This is a genomic window from Tepidiphilus olei, assembly GCF_006980705.1.
GTDB classification, from domain to species: domain Bacteria; phylum Pseudomonadota; class Gammaproteobacteria; order Burkholderiales; family Rhodocyclaceae; genus Tepidiphilus; species Tepidiphilus olei.
In genome coordinates, this window is the sequence record NZ_SBHO01000001.1 from 228884 (window position 1) to 243151 (window position 14268).

A 14268-nucleotide genomic window follows, 5' to 3' on the forward strand; every position below is an offset into this window, starting at 1 on the left:
ACGATGGCGGGTTACCTCTGTGGCGTGGACGAGGCGGGGCGCGGACCGCTCGCCGGGCCGGTGGTGGCCGCGGCGGTGATCCTCCCGCCCGGAGCCTCGCTGTCGGGCTTGAACGATTCGAAGAAACTGAGCCCGAGCCGGCGCGAACGGCTCGCGGCGGAAATTCGCGCCAGCGCACTTGCCTGGGCGGTGGCCGAGGCGTCGGCCTCCGAGATCGATGAATGGAACATCCTGCGGGCGACGCTGCGGGCGATGGCGCGCGCCGTGGCGGCATTGCCCCTGGTGCCGGACGAAGTGCTGGTCGACGGCAACCGGGCGCCGGAGCTGGAGGTGCCGGTACGCACGATCATCGGTGGTGACGCGCTCGAGCCGGCCATCATGGCGGCCTCGATCCTGGCGAAGACGCACCGCGATGCGCGGCTCGTGGCGCTGGATCGCCGTTATCCCGGGTATGGATTCGCCCGGCACAAAGGGTACGGCACCGCCGCGCATCTGGCGGCGCTCGCGCGCCTCGGGCCTTGTCCCGAGCATCGCCGCAGTTTCGCCCCGGTGCGCGCGGCGGCCAACGGAAGCGAACGATGAGCACCTGGCAGGAGATCCGCTCGCGCGACAATCCCCAAGTGCGCGCGATCCGACGCTGGTTGAACGAATCGTCCTTTCGCAAGCGCGAGCCGTGGCTCGTGCTCGAAGGCGATCACCTGCTCACCGCGGCGCTGCAGGCCGGCTGGGTGCCGGAGGCGGTGTTCGTCGAGGAAGGTCGGGAAGGTCGTTTCGCGCCCGTGCTCGAGTCACTGCCGCCCGCGTGCGCTCGCGTTCGCGTTGCTTCCCCGGTTTTTCGCGCGCTGGCCGCCACCGAGACGCCGGCCGGTATCGTGGCGCGGTTCGCGCGCCGTACGCTGGCGCTCGCGCCGCAGGAGCTCGCCGGGCGCGATCTCGTGCTGCTCGACGGGGTGCAGGAGCCGGGCAACGTCGGCGCGATCCTGCGCACCGCCGCCGCCGCGGGCGTGGGCGCGGTGCTGCTCGGGCCGGGTTGCGCCGATCCTTGGGCGCCCAAAGTGCTGCGTGCGGCGATGGGCGCGCACTTCGTGCTGCCGTTCGCGCAGATCGACGATCCCGCTCCCTGGTTCGCCACGCGCCGCGGCCGGGTTTTCGCCACGGCGCTCGCCGAGAAGGCCGTGCCGCTCTACACGCTCGATCTGAGGGCGCCGGCGCTGTGGCTCTTCGGTACGGAGGGCGCTGGCGTGCGCCCCGAGTGGTTGGCCATGGCGGACGCCTGCGTGCGCATCCCCATGCCAGGGGCGATGGAGTCGCTCAACGTCGCCGCGGCAGCGGCGGTGTGTCTGTTCGAGGCGGTGCGGCAACGCAACGGCAGGGGAATTCACGTATGATTCTTTGGTCGGAGTCGAGAAGTTGGCATTCCTGATCCCTGCCGAGTGGGAGGAACGATCCATGAATCTCTCCGAGCTCATTTTCGAGCACGCGAAACGTTTGCCACCCCAATTGCAACAGGAGACGCTTGATTTCATTTCCTGGATCGAACGGCGTCATGGAATATACGTCAGCAACCCAGCTCGAGCTGCAGCGCAGCGAACAGAATCGTTTCTGGCAAAAATAGCGGGTTGCCTGGGAGAGGATTTCCCCGATGACATCGATGATGCCGATCTCGGCGTTGATGTGCCGCGTGAGTCCTTGGAATGACGGGCTATCTTTTGGATACGAACGTCTGGATTGCCTTGTTGAAGAATCATCGCGAGGTGCGGGAAAACGTTCGTCGCATCGGCGTCGACGCACTCTATCTCTGTGCTCCCGTGTGGGCCGAATTATGGTACGGTGCCTGCAAGAGTGGTCGGGTCGCCGAGAATCAGCAACGGTTGCGGGAATTGGCCGCCTATGTTCGAGGTTTGCCATTCGACGACAGGGCTGCCGAACATTGTGGCGAGATTCGGGCTTTTTTGGCTCGCCAAGGAACTCCGATCGGTCCTTATGACTTACAAATCGCTGCCATTGCCCGATCTGCTGGTTTACGGCTGGTCACGCGCAACGTCGGCGAATTTTCCCGCGTGCCTGGTTTGATCGTAGAAAATTGGCAAGATGACATTTGAGAAGGCTTGGTGCCGCTCTGCTACAGTAGGAGACGATGCATGCTGCTCGTGATCTCCCCGGCCAAAGCGATGGACTTCGATACGCCCGCTCCCGTGGCGGAGACGACGCTGCCCGATTTCCTCGATCGGGCGCAGGGGTTGGTCGAGCGGTTGCGGCGGCTGACTCCGGCCGAGTTGCAGTCGCTCATGGACTTGTCGGACAAGCTCGCGGCCCTGAACGTGGGGCGCTACGCAGCCTGGTCGCCCGAGCATGCGCCCGCAGAGGCGAAAGCGGCGCTCTTCGCCTATGCGGGCGACGTCTACGAGGGGTTGGACGCGGCGAGCCTGCCTGCGGTAGCGATCGCCTGGCTGCAGGAGAATCTGCGCATCCTCTCCGGCCTCTACGGCGTGCTGCGGCCGCTCGATCGCATCCTGCCGCACCGCCTGGAGATGGGAACGCGGCTGGAGAATCCGCTCGGGCGCGATCTCTACGCCTACTGGAGGGAGGCGGTGACGGCAAGCCTGCGGCACCTGCTCGAGGCGCAGGCGACGGCCGGACGCGAGCCGGTGTTGGTCAACCTCGCCTCCGAGGAATACTTCAAGGTGGTGGACGTGGCGGCGCTGGACGCACGGGTGGTGAGCCCCGTGTTCGAGGACTGGAAGGGCGGGCGTTTCAAGATCATCAGCTTCTACGCCAAGCGCGCCCGCGGGCTGATGGTGCGCCATGCGGCCCTGAAACGGGCGGAGACGGTGGAAGAACTGCTCGACTTCTCGCTCGAGGGCTATGCCTACGATCCGGCGGTTTCGAATCCGGATCGGCCGGTGTTCCGGCGCAAGGCGGCTTAAGGGAAACGCTGAAGCAATGAGCGAGCGGGATGAAGCGCAAGGCGCACGGAGCGCAGCGACCGAGACATATCAAGTAGATAGGCGAGGGAGCGAGTACCGCGCAACGCAGCGATTCGCCCGCGCAGCCAATGATTCAGCGTTTCCTAGGGCAGGAGTTCGAGCACGGTATCCAGCCCCTGCATCATGCTGATGACGTTGACGTGAGGCAGGATGCGGGGCTTGGGCCGCCAGGCGAGCCGCGTGCCGGCGAGGGCGAGCATGGCGAGGTCGTTGGCCCCATCGCCGGCGGCGAGGATCTCGCGCCGGGTCGCACCCAGCCGTGCGGCGGCGGCGCGCAGGATGCCGGCCTTGGCGGCGGCGTCGATCACGGGGCCGACGAGCCGGCCGGTGAGGAGGCCGTCTTTCGTTTCGAGCACGTTGGCGTGCTGTTCGTCGAAACCGAGCTCGCGCGCGAGGCGCTCGGTGAAGAAGGTGAATCCGCCGGAGACGAGCACGCAGTAACAGTCGTTGGCTTTGAGCGCCGCCACGAGCCGCGCCGCGCCGGGGTTGAGGCGTACCCGTTCGCGGTAGAGTGCTTCCAGCCGCGCCACCGGGATGCCGGCCAGCAGCGCCACGCGGGCGTGCAGTGCTTCGCGAAAATCGAGCTCGCCCTGCATGGCCGCTTCGGTGATGCGGGCGACCTCGGGTTTGAGGCCGGCCAGATCGGCGATCTCGTCGATGCACTCGATGGCGATGAGCGTCGAGTCCATGTCGGTGACGAAGAGCCGAAGTGCCCGCCAGTTCGGGGCGACGTCCTCGTCGATCCAGGCCCAGTCGGCGCCGATCGCGCAGAGTTCGCGGTCGAACTCGGCGCGGCGCTCCGGCAGGGCGAGCGAGAGGTAGGTTCCTTGCGGGTGCGCGGCCAGGGAGTGCCGCGCCAGCCACTGGTGCGCCGCCGGGGCGGCGAGCAGGCGCAATTGCGGCATCAGCGCCCTCGCTGGGGCAGCACGTCGCGCAGCACCGCATTCGCCGAGCGCAGGATGGCGGCGGTGGTGTCCCAGTCGATGCACGGGTCGGTGATCGAGCAGCCGTACTTGAGTTGCGAGGGTGGCGCGGGGAAGGGTTGGTTGCCCGCTTCGAGGAAACTCTCGAGCATCACGCCGACGATGGAGGTGTTGCCCTCGCGGATCTGGTGCACCACGTCTTTCAACACCAGCGGCTGGAATTCGGGTTTCTTCCAGGAATTGGCGTGCGAGCAGTCGACCACGAGGTTCAGCGGTAGCCCCGCCTTGGCGAGCGCCTGCTCGGCGAGCGACACCGAGACCGAGTCGTAGTTGGGGCGTCCGCCGCCGCCGCGCAGCACGAGGTGGCCGTGGCGGTTTCCCCGGGTGCGCACGATGGCGGTGCGGCCCTCTTCGTCGATGCCGAGAAAAGCGTGGGGGCGCGAGGCCGAGACGATGGCATTGACGGCTACGTCCAGGCTGCCGTCGGTGGCGTTCTTGAATCCGACCGGGGTGGAGAGGCCGGAAGCCATCTCGCGGTGCGTTTGCGATTCGACCGTGCGCGCACCGATCGCCGTCCACGAGATGAGGTCGCCGTAGTATTGCGGTGCGATGGGGTCGAGCGCTTCGGTGGCCGCCGGCAGGCCCAGCTCATTGACGGCGAGCAGGAATTCGCGGGCGCGTGCCATGCCCACGTCGATGCGAAAACTGTCGTCGAGGAAAGGATCGTTGATGTAGCCTTTCCAGCCGGTGGCGGTGCGCGGTTTCTCGAAATAGACCCGCATCACCAATACCATGGTCTCGGCCACTTCCCGGGCGAGCGCAGCGAGCCGCTTGGCGTAGTCGAGGCCGGCGACGGGGTCGTGGATGGAGCAGGGGCCGACGACGACGAAGAGCCGCGGATCTCGCCGCTCGAGGATGTCGACGAGGGTCTGGCGGGCCTGCGTCACGGTGGCCGCGGCGCGCTCGCTCAGGGGGTGCTGCGCCTTGATCTCGGCCGGCGAGGGCATGGGATCGAAGCGCTCGATGTTGGTGTTTTCCAGCAGTGGGTTGCTCATGGGTCCGTGCGTCCTGCCAAAAAGGGAATTATACGGTTTCGATCGCCCGTGGAGCGAGCACGCGGGCGACGAGCTCGCGCACCGCGCGCACGCGCGAGTCTACGTCGGCGGTGGGGCGGGTCTGCACCAGCCGGTCGGGTCCGACCATCTTGACACTGCGATCGTATTGGATGAGCGCGACCACCTTGGCCGGATCGACGGGGGCGTCCGGCGAGAATTGCACGCTGAGGCTTTTTTCGCTCGCATCGACCTTGGCCACGCCGCAGGGGGCGAGGGCGATCCGCAGGCGGTGGGTGGCTACCAGCGTGCGCGTCTGCGGCGGCAGCGGCCCGAAACGGTCGACGAGCTCTTCGGTGAGCTCTTGCAGCGCCGCGTCGCTGTCGGCGTCGGCGAGCCGTTTGTAGAGCTCGAGCCGCACGCTCACGTCCGGGCAATAGTCGTCGGGTAGCAGCGCCGGGGCGTGCAGGTTGATCTCGGCCACGGTGCGGAAGGGGCGGGTGAGATCGCCCGGCTCCTGTCCGCTCTTGAGCCGGCGTACGGCTTCTTCCAGCATGCGGCTGTAGAGGGAGAATCCCACGCGCTGGATTTCGCCCGATTGCTCTTCCCCGAGGACTTCGCCCGCGCCGCGGATCTCCAGGTCGTGCATCGCCAGATAGAAGCCCGAGCCGAGATCTTCGAGCTGGGCGACGGCTTCGAGCCGCTTCTGCGCCTGGGCGCTGGGTTTGACGTGTGGGTCGGTGAGAAGGTAGGCGTAGGCTTGATGGTGGCTGCGCCCGACCCGTCCGCGTAATTGGTGCAGCTGCGCAAGCCCAAAGCGGTCGGCGCGGTCGATCAGGATGGTGTTGGCCGTGGGGATGTCGATGCCGGTCTCGATGATGGTGGTGCACAGCAGCAGGTTCGCGCGCTGGTGCGTGAAGTCGCGCATGACGCGCTCGAGTTCGCGCTCGGACATTTGGCCGTGGCCGACGACGATGCGCGCCATCGGCAGCAGGCGCTCGAGTTCTTCGCGCACGTTCTCGATCGTACGCACTTCGTTATGCACGAAATACACCTGCCCGCCGCGCTTGAATTCGCGCAGCACCGCCTCGCGGATCAGACCCTCGGAGCGGGGGGCGACGAAGGTCTTCACCGCCAGACGCTTCTGGGGGGCGGTGGCGATGACGGAGAAGTCGCGCAGCCCCTCGAGCGCCATGCCCAGCGTGCGCGGGATGGGGGTGGCGGTAAGGGTGAGCACATCGACTTCCTGACGCAGTTTCTTGAGCGCCTCTTTCTGCCGCACGCCGAAGCGGTGTTCCTCGTCGATGATCACCAGCCCCAGGCGGGCGAAGCGCACGTCGGGCTGCAGCAAGCGGTGCGTGCCGATGGCGATGTCGATGCGCCCTTCGGCCAATCCCGCCAGGGCCTCTTTCTGCTCCTTGCTCGAGCGCAGGCGCGAGAGTTCGGCGATGCGCACCGGCCAGTCGGCGAAGCGGTCGGAAAAGGTCTGGAAGTGCTGCTCGGCAAGGAGCGTCGTGGGGGTGAGGATCACCACCTGTTTGCCGCTCGCCACGGCGGCGAAGGCGGCACGCAGCGCCACCTCGGTCTTGCCGAAGCCGACGTCGCCGCACACGAGCCGATCCATGGGTTTGCCGGAGCGCATGTCGGCGAGCACGGCGTCGATGGCCGCCTGCTGGTCCGGCGTGGTCTCGAAGGGGAATCCGGCACAGAAAGCCTCGTAGTCGCGTTCGTCGAATCCGAAGGAGATGCCGGGACGTGCGGCGCGCTGGGCGTAGAGCGCGAGCAGCTCGGCGGCGGTGTCTCGCGCCTGTTCGGCGGCCTTGCGTTTGGCCTTTTCCCATTGGCCGGACCCGAGGCGGTGCAGCTCGACGTGCTCGGGGTCGGCGCCGAGATAGCGCGACACGAGGTGCAGTTGGGCCACGGGTACGTAGAGCTTGTCGCCGCCGGCGTATTCTAGCTGGAGGAATTCGCCCTCGTCCGCCCCCAACGGCATGCGCACGAGCCCCAGGTAGCGGCCGATGCCGTGCTCTTCATGCACCACCGGCGCGCCGGGCGTGAGTTCGGAGAGATCCTTGATCCAGCCTTCGGGCGTGGTCGCTTTGCTCGTCTGGCGCCGGCTGCGGGTTTTGGCGCCGCCGGTGAAGAGTTCTCCTTCGGTATAGACGAGGAGCCGCGCGGCAGGGAGTGCAAACCCGCGCTCGAGCGGTCCGACGGTGAGCGCGAGCGGGGCTTCGCCGGCGAGGAATGCTTCCCAGTGTTCGACGAGCGCCGCCTCCAATCCGGCCTCGCGCAGCCGCTCGAGCAGCGTTTCGCGCCGTCCCGGCGTCTGGACGACCAGGAGCACCCGTTCGCCCGCCGCAGCGGCGGCATGCACCGCTTGCTCCAGCGCCGCAAGGGGCTGGGGTGCGCGCGCGTCGATCGCCGCCGGCGGCGGAGTGCGAGATTCTTCGGACTCGGCCCCGTCGCCGCGCAGCTCGAATCGCGGCACCGCTTTCAAGGCGGTGTAGAACCCTTCGGCATCGAGAAAGAGGGAAGACGGCGGCAGGATGGGACGGCTGCGGTCCCCGCCCAGCAGCCGATGGCGCGCTTCCAGTTCCTGCCAGAAAGATTCGATCGCCGCCGGGCAGTCGCCGTGGAGCAGCCAGGTCGCTTCCGCGCCAACGTAGTCGAAGAGCGTGGCCGTCTCGTCGAAAAAGAGGGGTAGGTAGTACTCGATGCCGGCGGGCCATACGCCCTGGCTGACGTCCTTGTAGAGCATGGCGCGGCTCGGGTCGCCTTCGAAGGTCTCGCGGAAACGCCGACGGAAGGTGGTGCGACCCTCTTCATCGGTGGGGAATTCGCGCGCCGGCAGCAGCTCCACTTCGGGCACGGGGTAGAGGGTGCGCTGGGAGTCGGGGTCGAAGGTCTTGATGCGCTCGATTTCTTCGTCGAAGAGCTCGATGCGGTAGGGGAGCGACGCGCCCATGGGGAAGAGATCGACGATGCCACCGCGCACGGCGAATTCGCCCGGACGCAGCACCTGGGCGACCGGCTCGTAGCCCGCCAAGGCCAGCTGCCGGCGCAGCCCCTCGAGCTCGAGGGCCGCGCCCTGCCTGAGTGAGAAAGTGTGTGCGGCGATGAAGGCGGGCGGAGGAAGGCGACCGAGCGCCGTGGCCGCGGCGACGAAGACGAGGTCGAGCGTGCCTTGGGTGAGGGCGTAGAGGGTGGCGATGCGTTCGGAGACGAGATCCTGGTGCGGCGAGAAAGGATCGTAGGGGAGCGTCTCCCAGTCGGGAAAGAGCCGCGCCCGCAGCTGCGGGGCGAAGAAACGCACTTCTTCGGCGAGGCGCTGCGCGTCCAGGGGCGAGGCGGTGACTACCACCAGCGGCCGGCGCCGGCTCGCGAGTTCGGCGACGAGGAGCGCATCGGCACTGCCGGCGAGGCAAGGGATACGGAAGGTTTGGCCGGCTTGCGGCCAACGCAGCCGCTCGAGCACGGGAAGGAGCGTTTGGGTCATGCGGGAATTTTGGGAAGTGGAATCGGGGCAAAAGAAGGTAGAGGGCGGAATTCTAACCCGCCGGCACGGTCTGGGTCGAAGGAGTGTGCGGCAGGTGACGCTCGAACCACTCGCAGGTGAGTGCGATCGCCTCCAGCCACGGCCCTTTGGGCGGTGGGGGAGGCAAGCGTTCCCAGCGTTTGGGTGCTCCGATATGGGGCCATGCGGCAGTGTTCGGTTTGTCGTCGTCGGCAGAGGAGGTCATGAGCAAGATTGGCGTAGTCAAGCTGACGAGGGGCGCTGCGCCCGCCAGATCGATTCTTCCCAGGGGACAAGAGAGGGCGTAAAAAGTTTGGTCTTCACGCGCCGCGAGACGGATCGACACGGCGGCTGCGGTGCGCCAGCCCACCGCAGCCAGAGGCAGGTTGCCACGAAACGGTTGATGGTGCAGCCATTCGAGCACGGTGGCGGCGCGCTCGCCGAGGTCGTTGACGTGCCAGGCGATCTCTTCGGCATCGGCGCATTCGTTGGGGGTGAGCAGGCAAACGGTCAGTGTGCCGAACCCTCGTGCCGTGAGTGCTTGCGCCAATGCCTGGCTTTGGGCAGCATCGTTTCCGGTCTCGAGGATGAGGACGAAGGCACGTGTCGATTCGGGGAGTGCGAACGAGACGTCGATCCACGAGCGCTCGCCGACTTTGAGCCGCAGCGCTTGGACGCAGAATGCCCAGGTGGCGCGATTTTCTCGCTGCCCTGCAGCCGTTCGCGATGGTCGCTCGCGGTACCCGTCGTTCCCTGCGGGGGATGGCGATCCCATGTCAGGGGCATCGGGTGCTTCTGTGCGGGAAGGAGACGGGGAAGTCATGCCAGGCTCCCTCACCCGGCGCCGAGTACGATGGGGATGCGCCGGTTGCCGAAGTGTCCCGGGGCGCGAGCGAAACGCCCCTCGATCTCCCGGCCGCAAGCGGGACAGTGCCCCTCGGGCGTGAGCGCATAGCGGGTGATGACGTAGCCGTCGCGCTCGATCAGCCGGGTACCGCAGTCGGGGCAGTAGGTCGTCGAACCCTCCCGATCGCGGACGTTGCCGGTATAGACGTAGGCGAGCCCTTCTTCGCGGGCGATGGCGCGTGCCCGCACCAGGGTCTGCGGCGGGGTGGGTGGCCGATCGAGCATCTTGAAGGCGGGGAAGAAGGCGGTGAAGTGCAGCGGAACGGTGGTTTTGAGCTCGTCGCGCACCCAGCGCGACAAGGCCCGAATCTCGTTTTCGCTGTCGTTGAGACCGGGGATGAGGAGCGTGGTGATCTCGACCCAGACGTCGGTCTGGTGCACGAGGTAACGCAAGGTATCGAGCACCGGCTGGAGTTTGCCGCCACAGTAGCGGAAATAGAACTCCTCGGTGAATCCTTTGAGGTCGACGTTGGCCGCGTCCATCGCCGCGAAGAATTCCTCGCGGGCGCCGGGCTCGATGTAGCCGTTGGTCACGGCCACCGTATAGAGCTGGTGCTTGCGGGCGAGTTCGGCACAGTCGATCGCGTATTCGGCAAAGATGATCGGATCGTTGTAGGTGAAGGCGAGCCCCTGGGCACCGTAGGCGAGCGCCGCTGCCACGATGGCCTCGGGCGTGCCGGAGTCGTCCAGCGTGGCGTCGAGCTCCTTGGCCGCCGAAATCGACCAGTTCTGGCAGTATTTGCAGGCGAGGTTGCAGCCGGCGGTGCCGAAGGAGAGTACCGCCGTGCCGGGGTAGAAGTGGTTGAGCGGCTTCTTCTCGATGGGGTCGATGCAGAAGCCGCTCGATCGGCCGTAGGTGGTGAGCACCATCTGGCCGCCGAGGTTGGCGCGCACGAGGCAAGCGCCGTGCTGTCCCTCACGCAGTTTGCAGCGGCGCGGGCACAGGATGCATTCGAGGCGCCCGTCGGGCAGCGGACGGTAGAAACGGGCAGGGGCGTTCATTGCACGGCTCCGGCGGGCAAGGGTTCTTTCCATTTGGCTACCGTGTAGCGTGCGGCCATGAGGTTGCGCGCGGGGCGGCGCGGGTCGAGCCCCGCCTTGAGCTTGAGGGCGGCGAGAAAATGGTGCGGATTGGGGATCTCTTCCCACACTTGGGGCAGAAAGGTGGCCGAATTGCACCCCGAGAAGATCATCAGACCATCGATGCCCGGCCGAAGTTGCGCCAACAGATCTTCCTCGTCACGGAATTCGAGGAATTCGAGCGGCGAGAGCAGCGACACCTCGATGCGGATGAGGGGCAGCTCGTCGGCCGTGACGGGTGGAAAGCGAGGATCGCGTGTGGCGGCGGCGATCGCATTCTCGGCGATATCCCGGCGCAGCGGTCGTTGGGCGCGCACCGAGCCGATGCAGCCCCGCAGTTCTCCTTCTTCGGTGAGCGTGACGAAGGTGGCACCGGGTTCGTCGAGCCGCGGATCTTCCGGCCGGGGCAGGCGACGACCGGTGAGATGCTCGGTGATGGCGGCACGGGCATGGGCGAGCAGCACCTGCCCGAGCCGCTCGTCGACCTCAATGGATGGCTTCGGCTCCATGGCGAACCTCCTCGGTGAAGGCGATGCTGGTGTAGCCGACGACCCGGTCCCGGTCGCCAAAAGTGTCGCCGCTGTTGCAATAGGCAATGACGTGGGGTTGGAGCTGGCGACGCCGGGCGGCGAGCAGCAGCCCGTCGATGGCGATCGCCCCACAGGCATCGTCCGGCGTGATCGTCGCGTCGCCCTGTAGGATGCGCTCGATCGTGGCCTGATCGAGGGCGCGGGCTTCGTCGTAGGGGTGGTAGTGCGAGAGGTCGGAGCTCACGAGGATGAGCGTCTCGGGCCCATCCCAGAGCGCCTCCATCACGCGGGCGACATGGGCCGGGTCGGTCCAGCCGACGACGAAGGGAACCAGGGTGAAACTCGGTAAAATGCTCTGCAGGAAGGGGAGCTGCACTTCCAGGCTGTGCTCGAGCTCATGGGCCCGATCCGAGACTTCCACCTGCGGCAATTTCAAGGCTTCGTTCCATGCGTGCATGTCGAGAGGAACGTCGCCGAGCGGTGTGCGAAACGCGCTCGCCTGCGGTAGCGCCAATCCGAGCAGGGGAACGCGATGCGCCGGGCCGAAGAGCACGACGCGCCGGATGCGCGATGCAAAAGGGGTGAGCTGGTTGTAGCCGCTGGCGGCGACGATTCCCGAATAATCGTAGCCGGCGTGCGGCACGATCAGGGCCTTTGGCGCTGCCGGCAGCGAGGCAGGCGTGGCGCGGGCAAAGTGTGCGGCTAGCGTCGCCTGCAGACTGCGCGCCGAAGCGGGGTAGAAGAGCCCGCTCACGGCGGGGGGACGAATGGTTCGTGCAGCCATGATGTTGGTCCTGCGTGGTACGGCAAAGGAACGAAGGTGGTTCGTACTAGCGGATTCGTTACCGGCTCATTATAGTTCGCGCGGCAAGGGGGGGCGGAAAAAGTGCGAAAGGAAGGATCATGCGGGTGACGGCCATCGTGCCGGCGGCCGGAGTGGGGCGGCGCAGCGGTTTGGCCTTGCCCAAACAATACGCCGAACTCGCCGGGCGGCCGCTCTTGTGGTACACGCTCGCACGCTTGGCCGAACCCGAATGGATCGACCGCGTGCTCGTGGCGCTGGCGGTCGACGACGCCCACTGGCGCTGCTACGATTGGTCGGATCTGGGGCCCAAGGTCGAGCCGCTCTTCTGCGGCGGACCCACGCGCAGTGCGACCGTGGGCAATGCCTTGCGTGTGCTCTCCGCCCGCGGGGCGAGGCCCGACGACTGGGTGATGGTGCACGATGCGGCACGCCCCTGCCTGCGCGGGGAATACTTGACGCAGTTGGCCGAGGTGCTGGGGCGCGACGAGGTGGGCGGTCTTCTCGCCGTGCCGGTTGCCGATACCGTCAAGCGCGCCGATACCCGCGGCCGTGTGGCTGCGACCGTGCCGCGCGAGGGGCTGTGGCTCGCCCAGACGCCGCAGATGTTTCGCTTCGCCGTATTGCGCATGGCGCTCGAACGCCATCCCGAAGTGACGGACGAGGCGAGCGCCGTGGAGGCGATGGGTTTGGCGCCGAAACTGGTGGAGGGCGATCCGATGAACCTGAAGGTGACGCGGCCGGGCGATCTGGCGCTCGCCGCGGCGATCCTGAGGCTGCAGGAGGAAGCATGATCCGAGTGGGGTTGGGGTTCGACGTGCACGCCTTGGTGCCGGGCAGGCGCTGCGTGATCGGCGGGGTGGAGATCGCCCACGCCGAGGGCTTGCTCGGGCATTCGGACGCCGACGTGCTGCTGCACGCGGTCACCGATGCGGTGCTGGGCGCGGCGGGCTTGGGCGACATCGGTTCGTGGTTTCCCGACAGCGATGCGCGCCATGCCGGTGCCGACAGCCGGGGGCTGCTCGCGCAGGCCTGGGCGGCGGTGCGGGCGGCGGGATGGCGTCTGGGCAACCTCGACGCCGTGGTGATCTGCCGTCGGCCGCGCATCGCCCCTTGGGTGCCGCAGATGAAGGCGACGATCGCCGGCTTGCTCGACGCCCCGCCGGCCGCGATCCAGGTGAAGGGCAAGACCACCGAGGGGCTCGGTTTCACCGGCCGCGGCGAAGGGGTGGCGGCCCAGGTGGTGGTTTTGCTCGAAGGCGAGGGGGGCCGTGCCTGACGACATACGGCTTTTCTACGCACTGTGGCCTCCGCGAACCTGGGCGCAGGCGTGGTACGAAGCGACGCGCCGTTGGGCGCGAGGGCGAAGGGGCGTGAAGGTCGTGCCGCCCGAACGGCTGCATCTGACGCTCGTTTTTCTCGGGGGGGTGCCGCGTGAGCGCTTGGGTGCCTTTCTCGCACTGGGCGCGGCGATGGGCGCTCCGCCAGACGAACCGCTCGTGCTCGAGCGTTTCGAGTGTTGGGCAAAACCCAGGGTGGCGTGCTTGAGCGGCCCGCCGCCGCAAGGCGCATGGGCGCGTTTCGTCGAGCGTCTGGCCCAGGAATCGCGCGCTTTGGGTGCAAAGGTGGAGCGTCGGCCGTTTCGCCCGCACGTGACGCTCGCGCGAAAAGTAAGCCCCGAAGCATTCGACGCCTCGGGGCTTGGCGTGTGCTTGCCGATCCATTGGCCCGCCGCCGGTTTTCGCCTGATCCGCTCCGAATCGGGGCCAGAGGGACTGCGTTATCTGACGGCGGGCGAATTTTCCTGAACCGGCTCGATGCGGCTCATGCGGGCGGCAGCAGCGCCTCGGCCGCCTTCTCGGCGATGGTCTTGTCGTCGGCCTTGGTGTAGTCCTTCTCCACGTCGCGCACCAGGATCTTGCGCGTGGGCTCGTCGAGGTGCTCCTTGACCATCGCCAGGAAGTTCGCCGGGCCCATCAGGATGATTTGCTCGAGTTGATGCTCGAGGCGAGCCTCCCGCAGCCGGCGTGCGATATCGATTGCAAAGCGGGCTGCTTCCACTTTCTTGGGTGGAAGGGGGGGCTCACCCGTGTGCGGTGGCTTGTCGCTACCCGTTCCGGGAAAAGGAAGGTTGTCGGTGATCAATTCGCGGGTGGGCAGGCGGCTTTCGGGGTGTTCGTGGGTCTCGATGAGCTGCACACCGGACTTGAAGCCGAGGAATTCGTAGAACTTGGCCACGCTCGCATTGGCGACGAGAACCCAGGTTTTTTTCATGTTTCGGCTCCTTTTTATGGTATATGAATCTAACGGTGCGTGTGCGGGACGATGTCCTCCTTGGTTAGGTTAGGCGGTTTCGCGGTAAAAGTCCAGGGTGCCTCGACCAACCTGCTGCGCGGTCCATGACGGCTTTCTCTGATGCCGGATACTCGCTTGGCTTGCCTATCCAGATGGAGCGTCGCATCTTGCGCTTCGAG

At 66.9% G+C, this 14268-nt stretch carries 16 protein-coding genes; 8 read left to right on the top strand and 8 right to left on the bottom strand.

What is annotated here, in order from left to right; all coding sequences use genetic code 11:
• The first annotated feature begins 3 nt into the window (after positions 1 to 3).
• The 5 genes from rnhB (at position 4) to yaaA (ending at position 2927) form a co-directional block, all read left to right on the top strand.
• Positions 4 to 582 carry a ribonuclease HII gene (rnhB, locus tag EPD80_RS01135; protein WP_142808740.1) on the top strand — a complete coding sequence of 193 codons (579 nt, stop codon included), beginning with the start codon at positions 4 to 6 and terminating at the stop codon, positions 580 to 582.
• Entirely contained in the window at positions 579 to 1388 is an 810-nt protein-coding gene (locus EPD80_RS01140; RefSeq protein ID WP_142808742.1) for a TrmH family RNA methyltransferase, read from the top strand. Before rnhB ends, EPD80_RS01140 begins: the two co-directional genes overlap by 4 nt.
• A gap of 61 nt (positions 1389 to 1449) precedes the next feature.
• A complete protein-coding gene (locus EPD80_RS01145; protein ID WP_142808744.1) occupies positions 1450 to 1698 on the top strand; it encodes a DUF2281 domain-containing protein in 249 nt (82 codons plus the stop codon).
• The gene (locus EPD80_RS01150) at positions 1695 to 2102 is read left to right on the top strand and encodes a type II toxin-antitoxin system VapC family toxin (RefSeq protein WP_142808746.1); all 408 of its coding nucleotides are present in this window, start codon (positions 1695 to 1697) and stop codon (positions 2100 to 2102) included. The genes EPD80_RS01145 and EPD80_RS01150 overlap by 4 nt, the downstream gene beginning before the upstream one ends.
• Positions 2103 to 2141: 39 nt before the next feature.
• Positions 2142 to 2927 carry a peroxide stress protein YaaA gene (gene yaaA / locus EPD80_RS01155; RefSeq protein ID WP_142808748.1) on the top strand — a complete coding sequence of 262 codons (786 nt, stop codon included), beginning with the start codon at positions 2142 to 2144 and terminating at the stop codon, positions 2925 to 2927.
• A gap of 143 nt (positions 2928 to 3070) precedes the next feature.
• Here the strand turns inward: yaaA and serB are convergent, their stop codons facing one another.
• Genes serB through amrB form a run of 7 tightly spaced genes read right to left on the bottom strand, consistent with a single transcriptional unit; the run spans position 3071 to position 11776 of the window.
• The gene (serB, locus tag EPD80_RS01165) at positions 3071 to 3892 is read right to left on the bottom strand and encodes a phosphoserine phosphatase SerB (RefSeq protein WP_142808750.1); all 822 of its coding nucleotides are present in this window, start codon (positions 3890 to 3892) and stop codon (positions 3071 to 3073) included.
• Positions 3892 to 4965, bottom strand: coding sequence for a 3-deoxy-7-phosphoheptulonate synthase (locus EPD80_RS01170; RefSeq protein ID WP_142803476.1), 1074 nt, complete (start codon positions 4963 to 4965; stop codon positions 3892 to 3894). Before EPD80_RS01170 ends, serB begins: the two co-directional genes overlap by 1 nt.
• A gap of 28 nt (positions 4966 to 4993) precedes the next feature.
• Positions 4994 to 8458 carry a transcription-repair coupling factor gene (gene mfd, locus EPD80_RS01175; protein WP_142808752.1) on the bottom strand — a complete coding sequence of 1155 codons (3465 nt, stop codon included), beginning with the start codon at positions 8456 to 8458 and terminating at the stop codon, positions 4994 to 4996.
• A gap of 52 nt (positions 8459 to 8510) precedes the next feature.
• The gene (locus EPD80_RS01180) at positions 8511 to 9299 is read right to left on the bottom strand and encodes a hypothetical protein (protein WP_142808754.1); all 789 of its coding nucleotides are present in this window, start codon (positions 9297 to 9299) and stop codon (positions 8511 to 8513) included.
• A gap of 11 nt (positions 9300 to 9310) precedes the next feature.
• Positions 9311 to 10384 (bottom strand): AmmeMemoRadiSam system radical SAM enzyme, encoded by a 1074-nt coding sequence (gene amrS, locus EPD80_RS01185; protein ID WP_142803473.1) that lies wholly within the window; start codon positions 10382 to 10384, stop codon positions 9311 to 9313.
• Positions 10381 to 10971 (bottom strand): AmmeMemoRadiSam system protein A, encoded by a 591-nt coding sequence (gene amrA / locus EPD80_RS01190; protein ID WP_142808756.1) that lies wholly within the window; start codon positions 10969 to 10971, stop codon positions 10381 to 10383. Before amrA ends, amrS begins: the two co-directional genes overlap by 4 nt.
• Complete coding sequence (amrB, locus tag EPD80_RS01195; RefSeq protein WP_142803471.1) at positions 10949 to 11776, bottom strand: AmmeMemoRadiSam system protein B; 828 nt, start codon at positions 11774 to 11776, stop codon at positions 10949 to 10951. Before amrB ends, amrA begins: the two co-directional genes overlap by 23 nt.
• 119 nt (positions 11777 to 11895) lie before the next feature.
• Here amrB and ispD point away from each other — a divergent pair, with 119 nt between their 5' ends.
• The 3 genes from ispD to thpR are packed head-to-tail and all read left to right on the top strand — an operon-like array spanning position 11896 to position 13602.
• Positions 11896 to 12588 carry a 2-C-methyl-D-erythritol 4-phosphate cytidylyltransferase gene (gene ispD / locus EPD80_RS01200; protein ID WP_142808758.1) on the top strand — a complete coding sequence of 231 codons (693 nt, stop codon included), beginning with the start codon at positions 11896 to 11898 and terminating at the stop codon, positions 12586 to 12588.
• Complete coding sequence (gene ispF, locus EPD80_RS01205) at positions 12585 to 13073, top strand: 2-C-methyl-D-erythritol 2,4-cyclodiphosphate synthase (RefSeq protein ID WP_142803469.1); 489 nt, start codon at positions 12585 to 12587, stop codon at positions 13071 to 13073. Before ispD ends, ispF begins: the two co-directional genes overlap by 4 nt.
• Positions 13066 to 13602 (top strand): RNA 2',3'-cyclic phosphodiesterase, encoded by a 537-nt coding sequence (gene thpR / locus EPD80_RS01210; protein ID WP_142808760.1) that lies wholly within the window; start codon positions 13066 to 13068, stop codon positions 13600 to 13602. The genes ispF and thpR overlap by 8 nt, the downstream gene beginning before the upstream one ends.
• A 16-nt stretch (positions 13603 to 13618) precedes the next feature.
• Here thpR and EPD80_RS01215 read toward each other — a convergent pair whose 3' ends face one another.
• A complete protein-coding gene (locus EPD80_RS01215) occupies positions 13619 to 14068 on the bottom strand; it encodes a host attachment protein (protein WP_142803467.1) in 450 nt (149 codons plus the stop codon).
• Between the last annotated feature and the right edge of the window lie 200 nt (positions 14069 to 14268).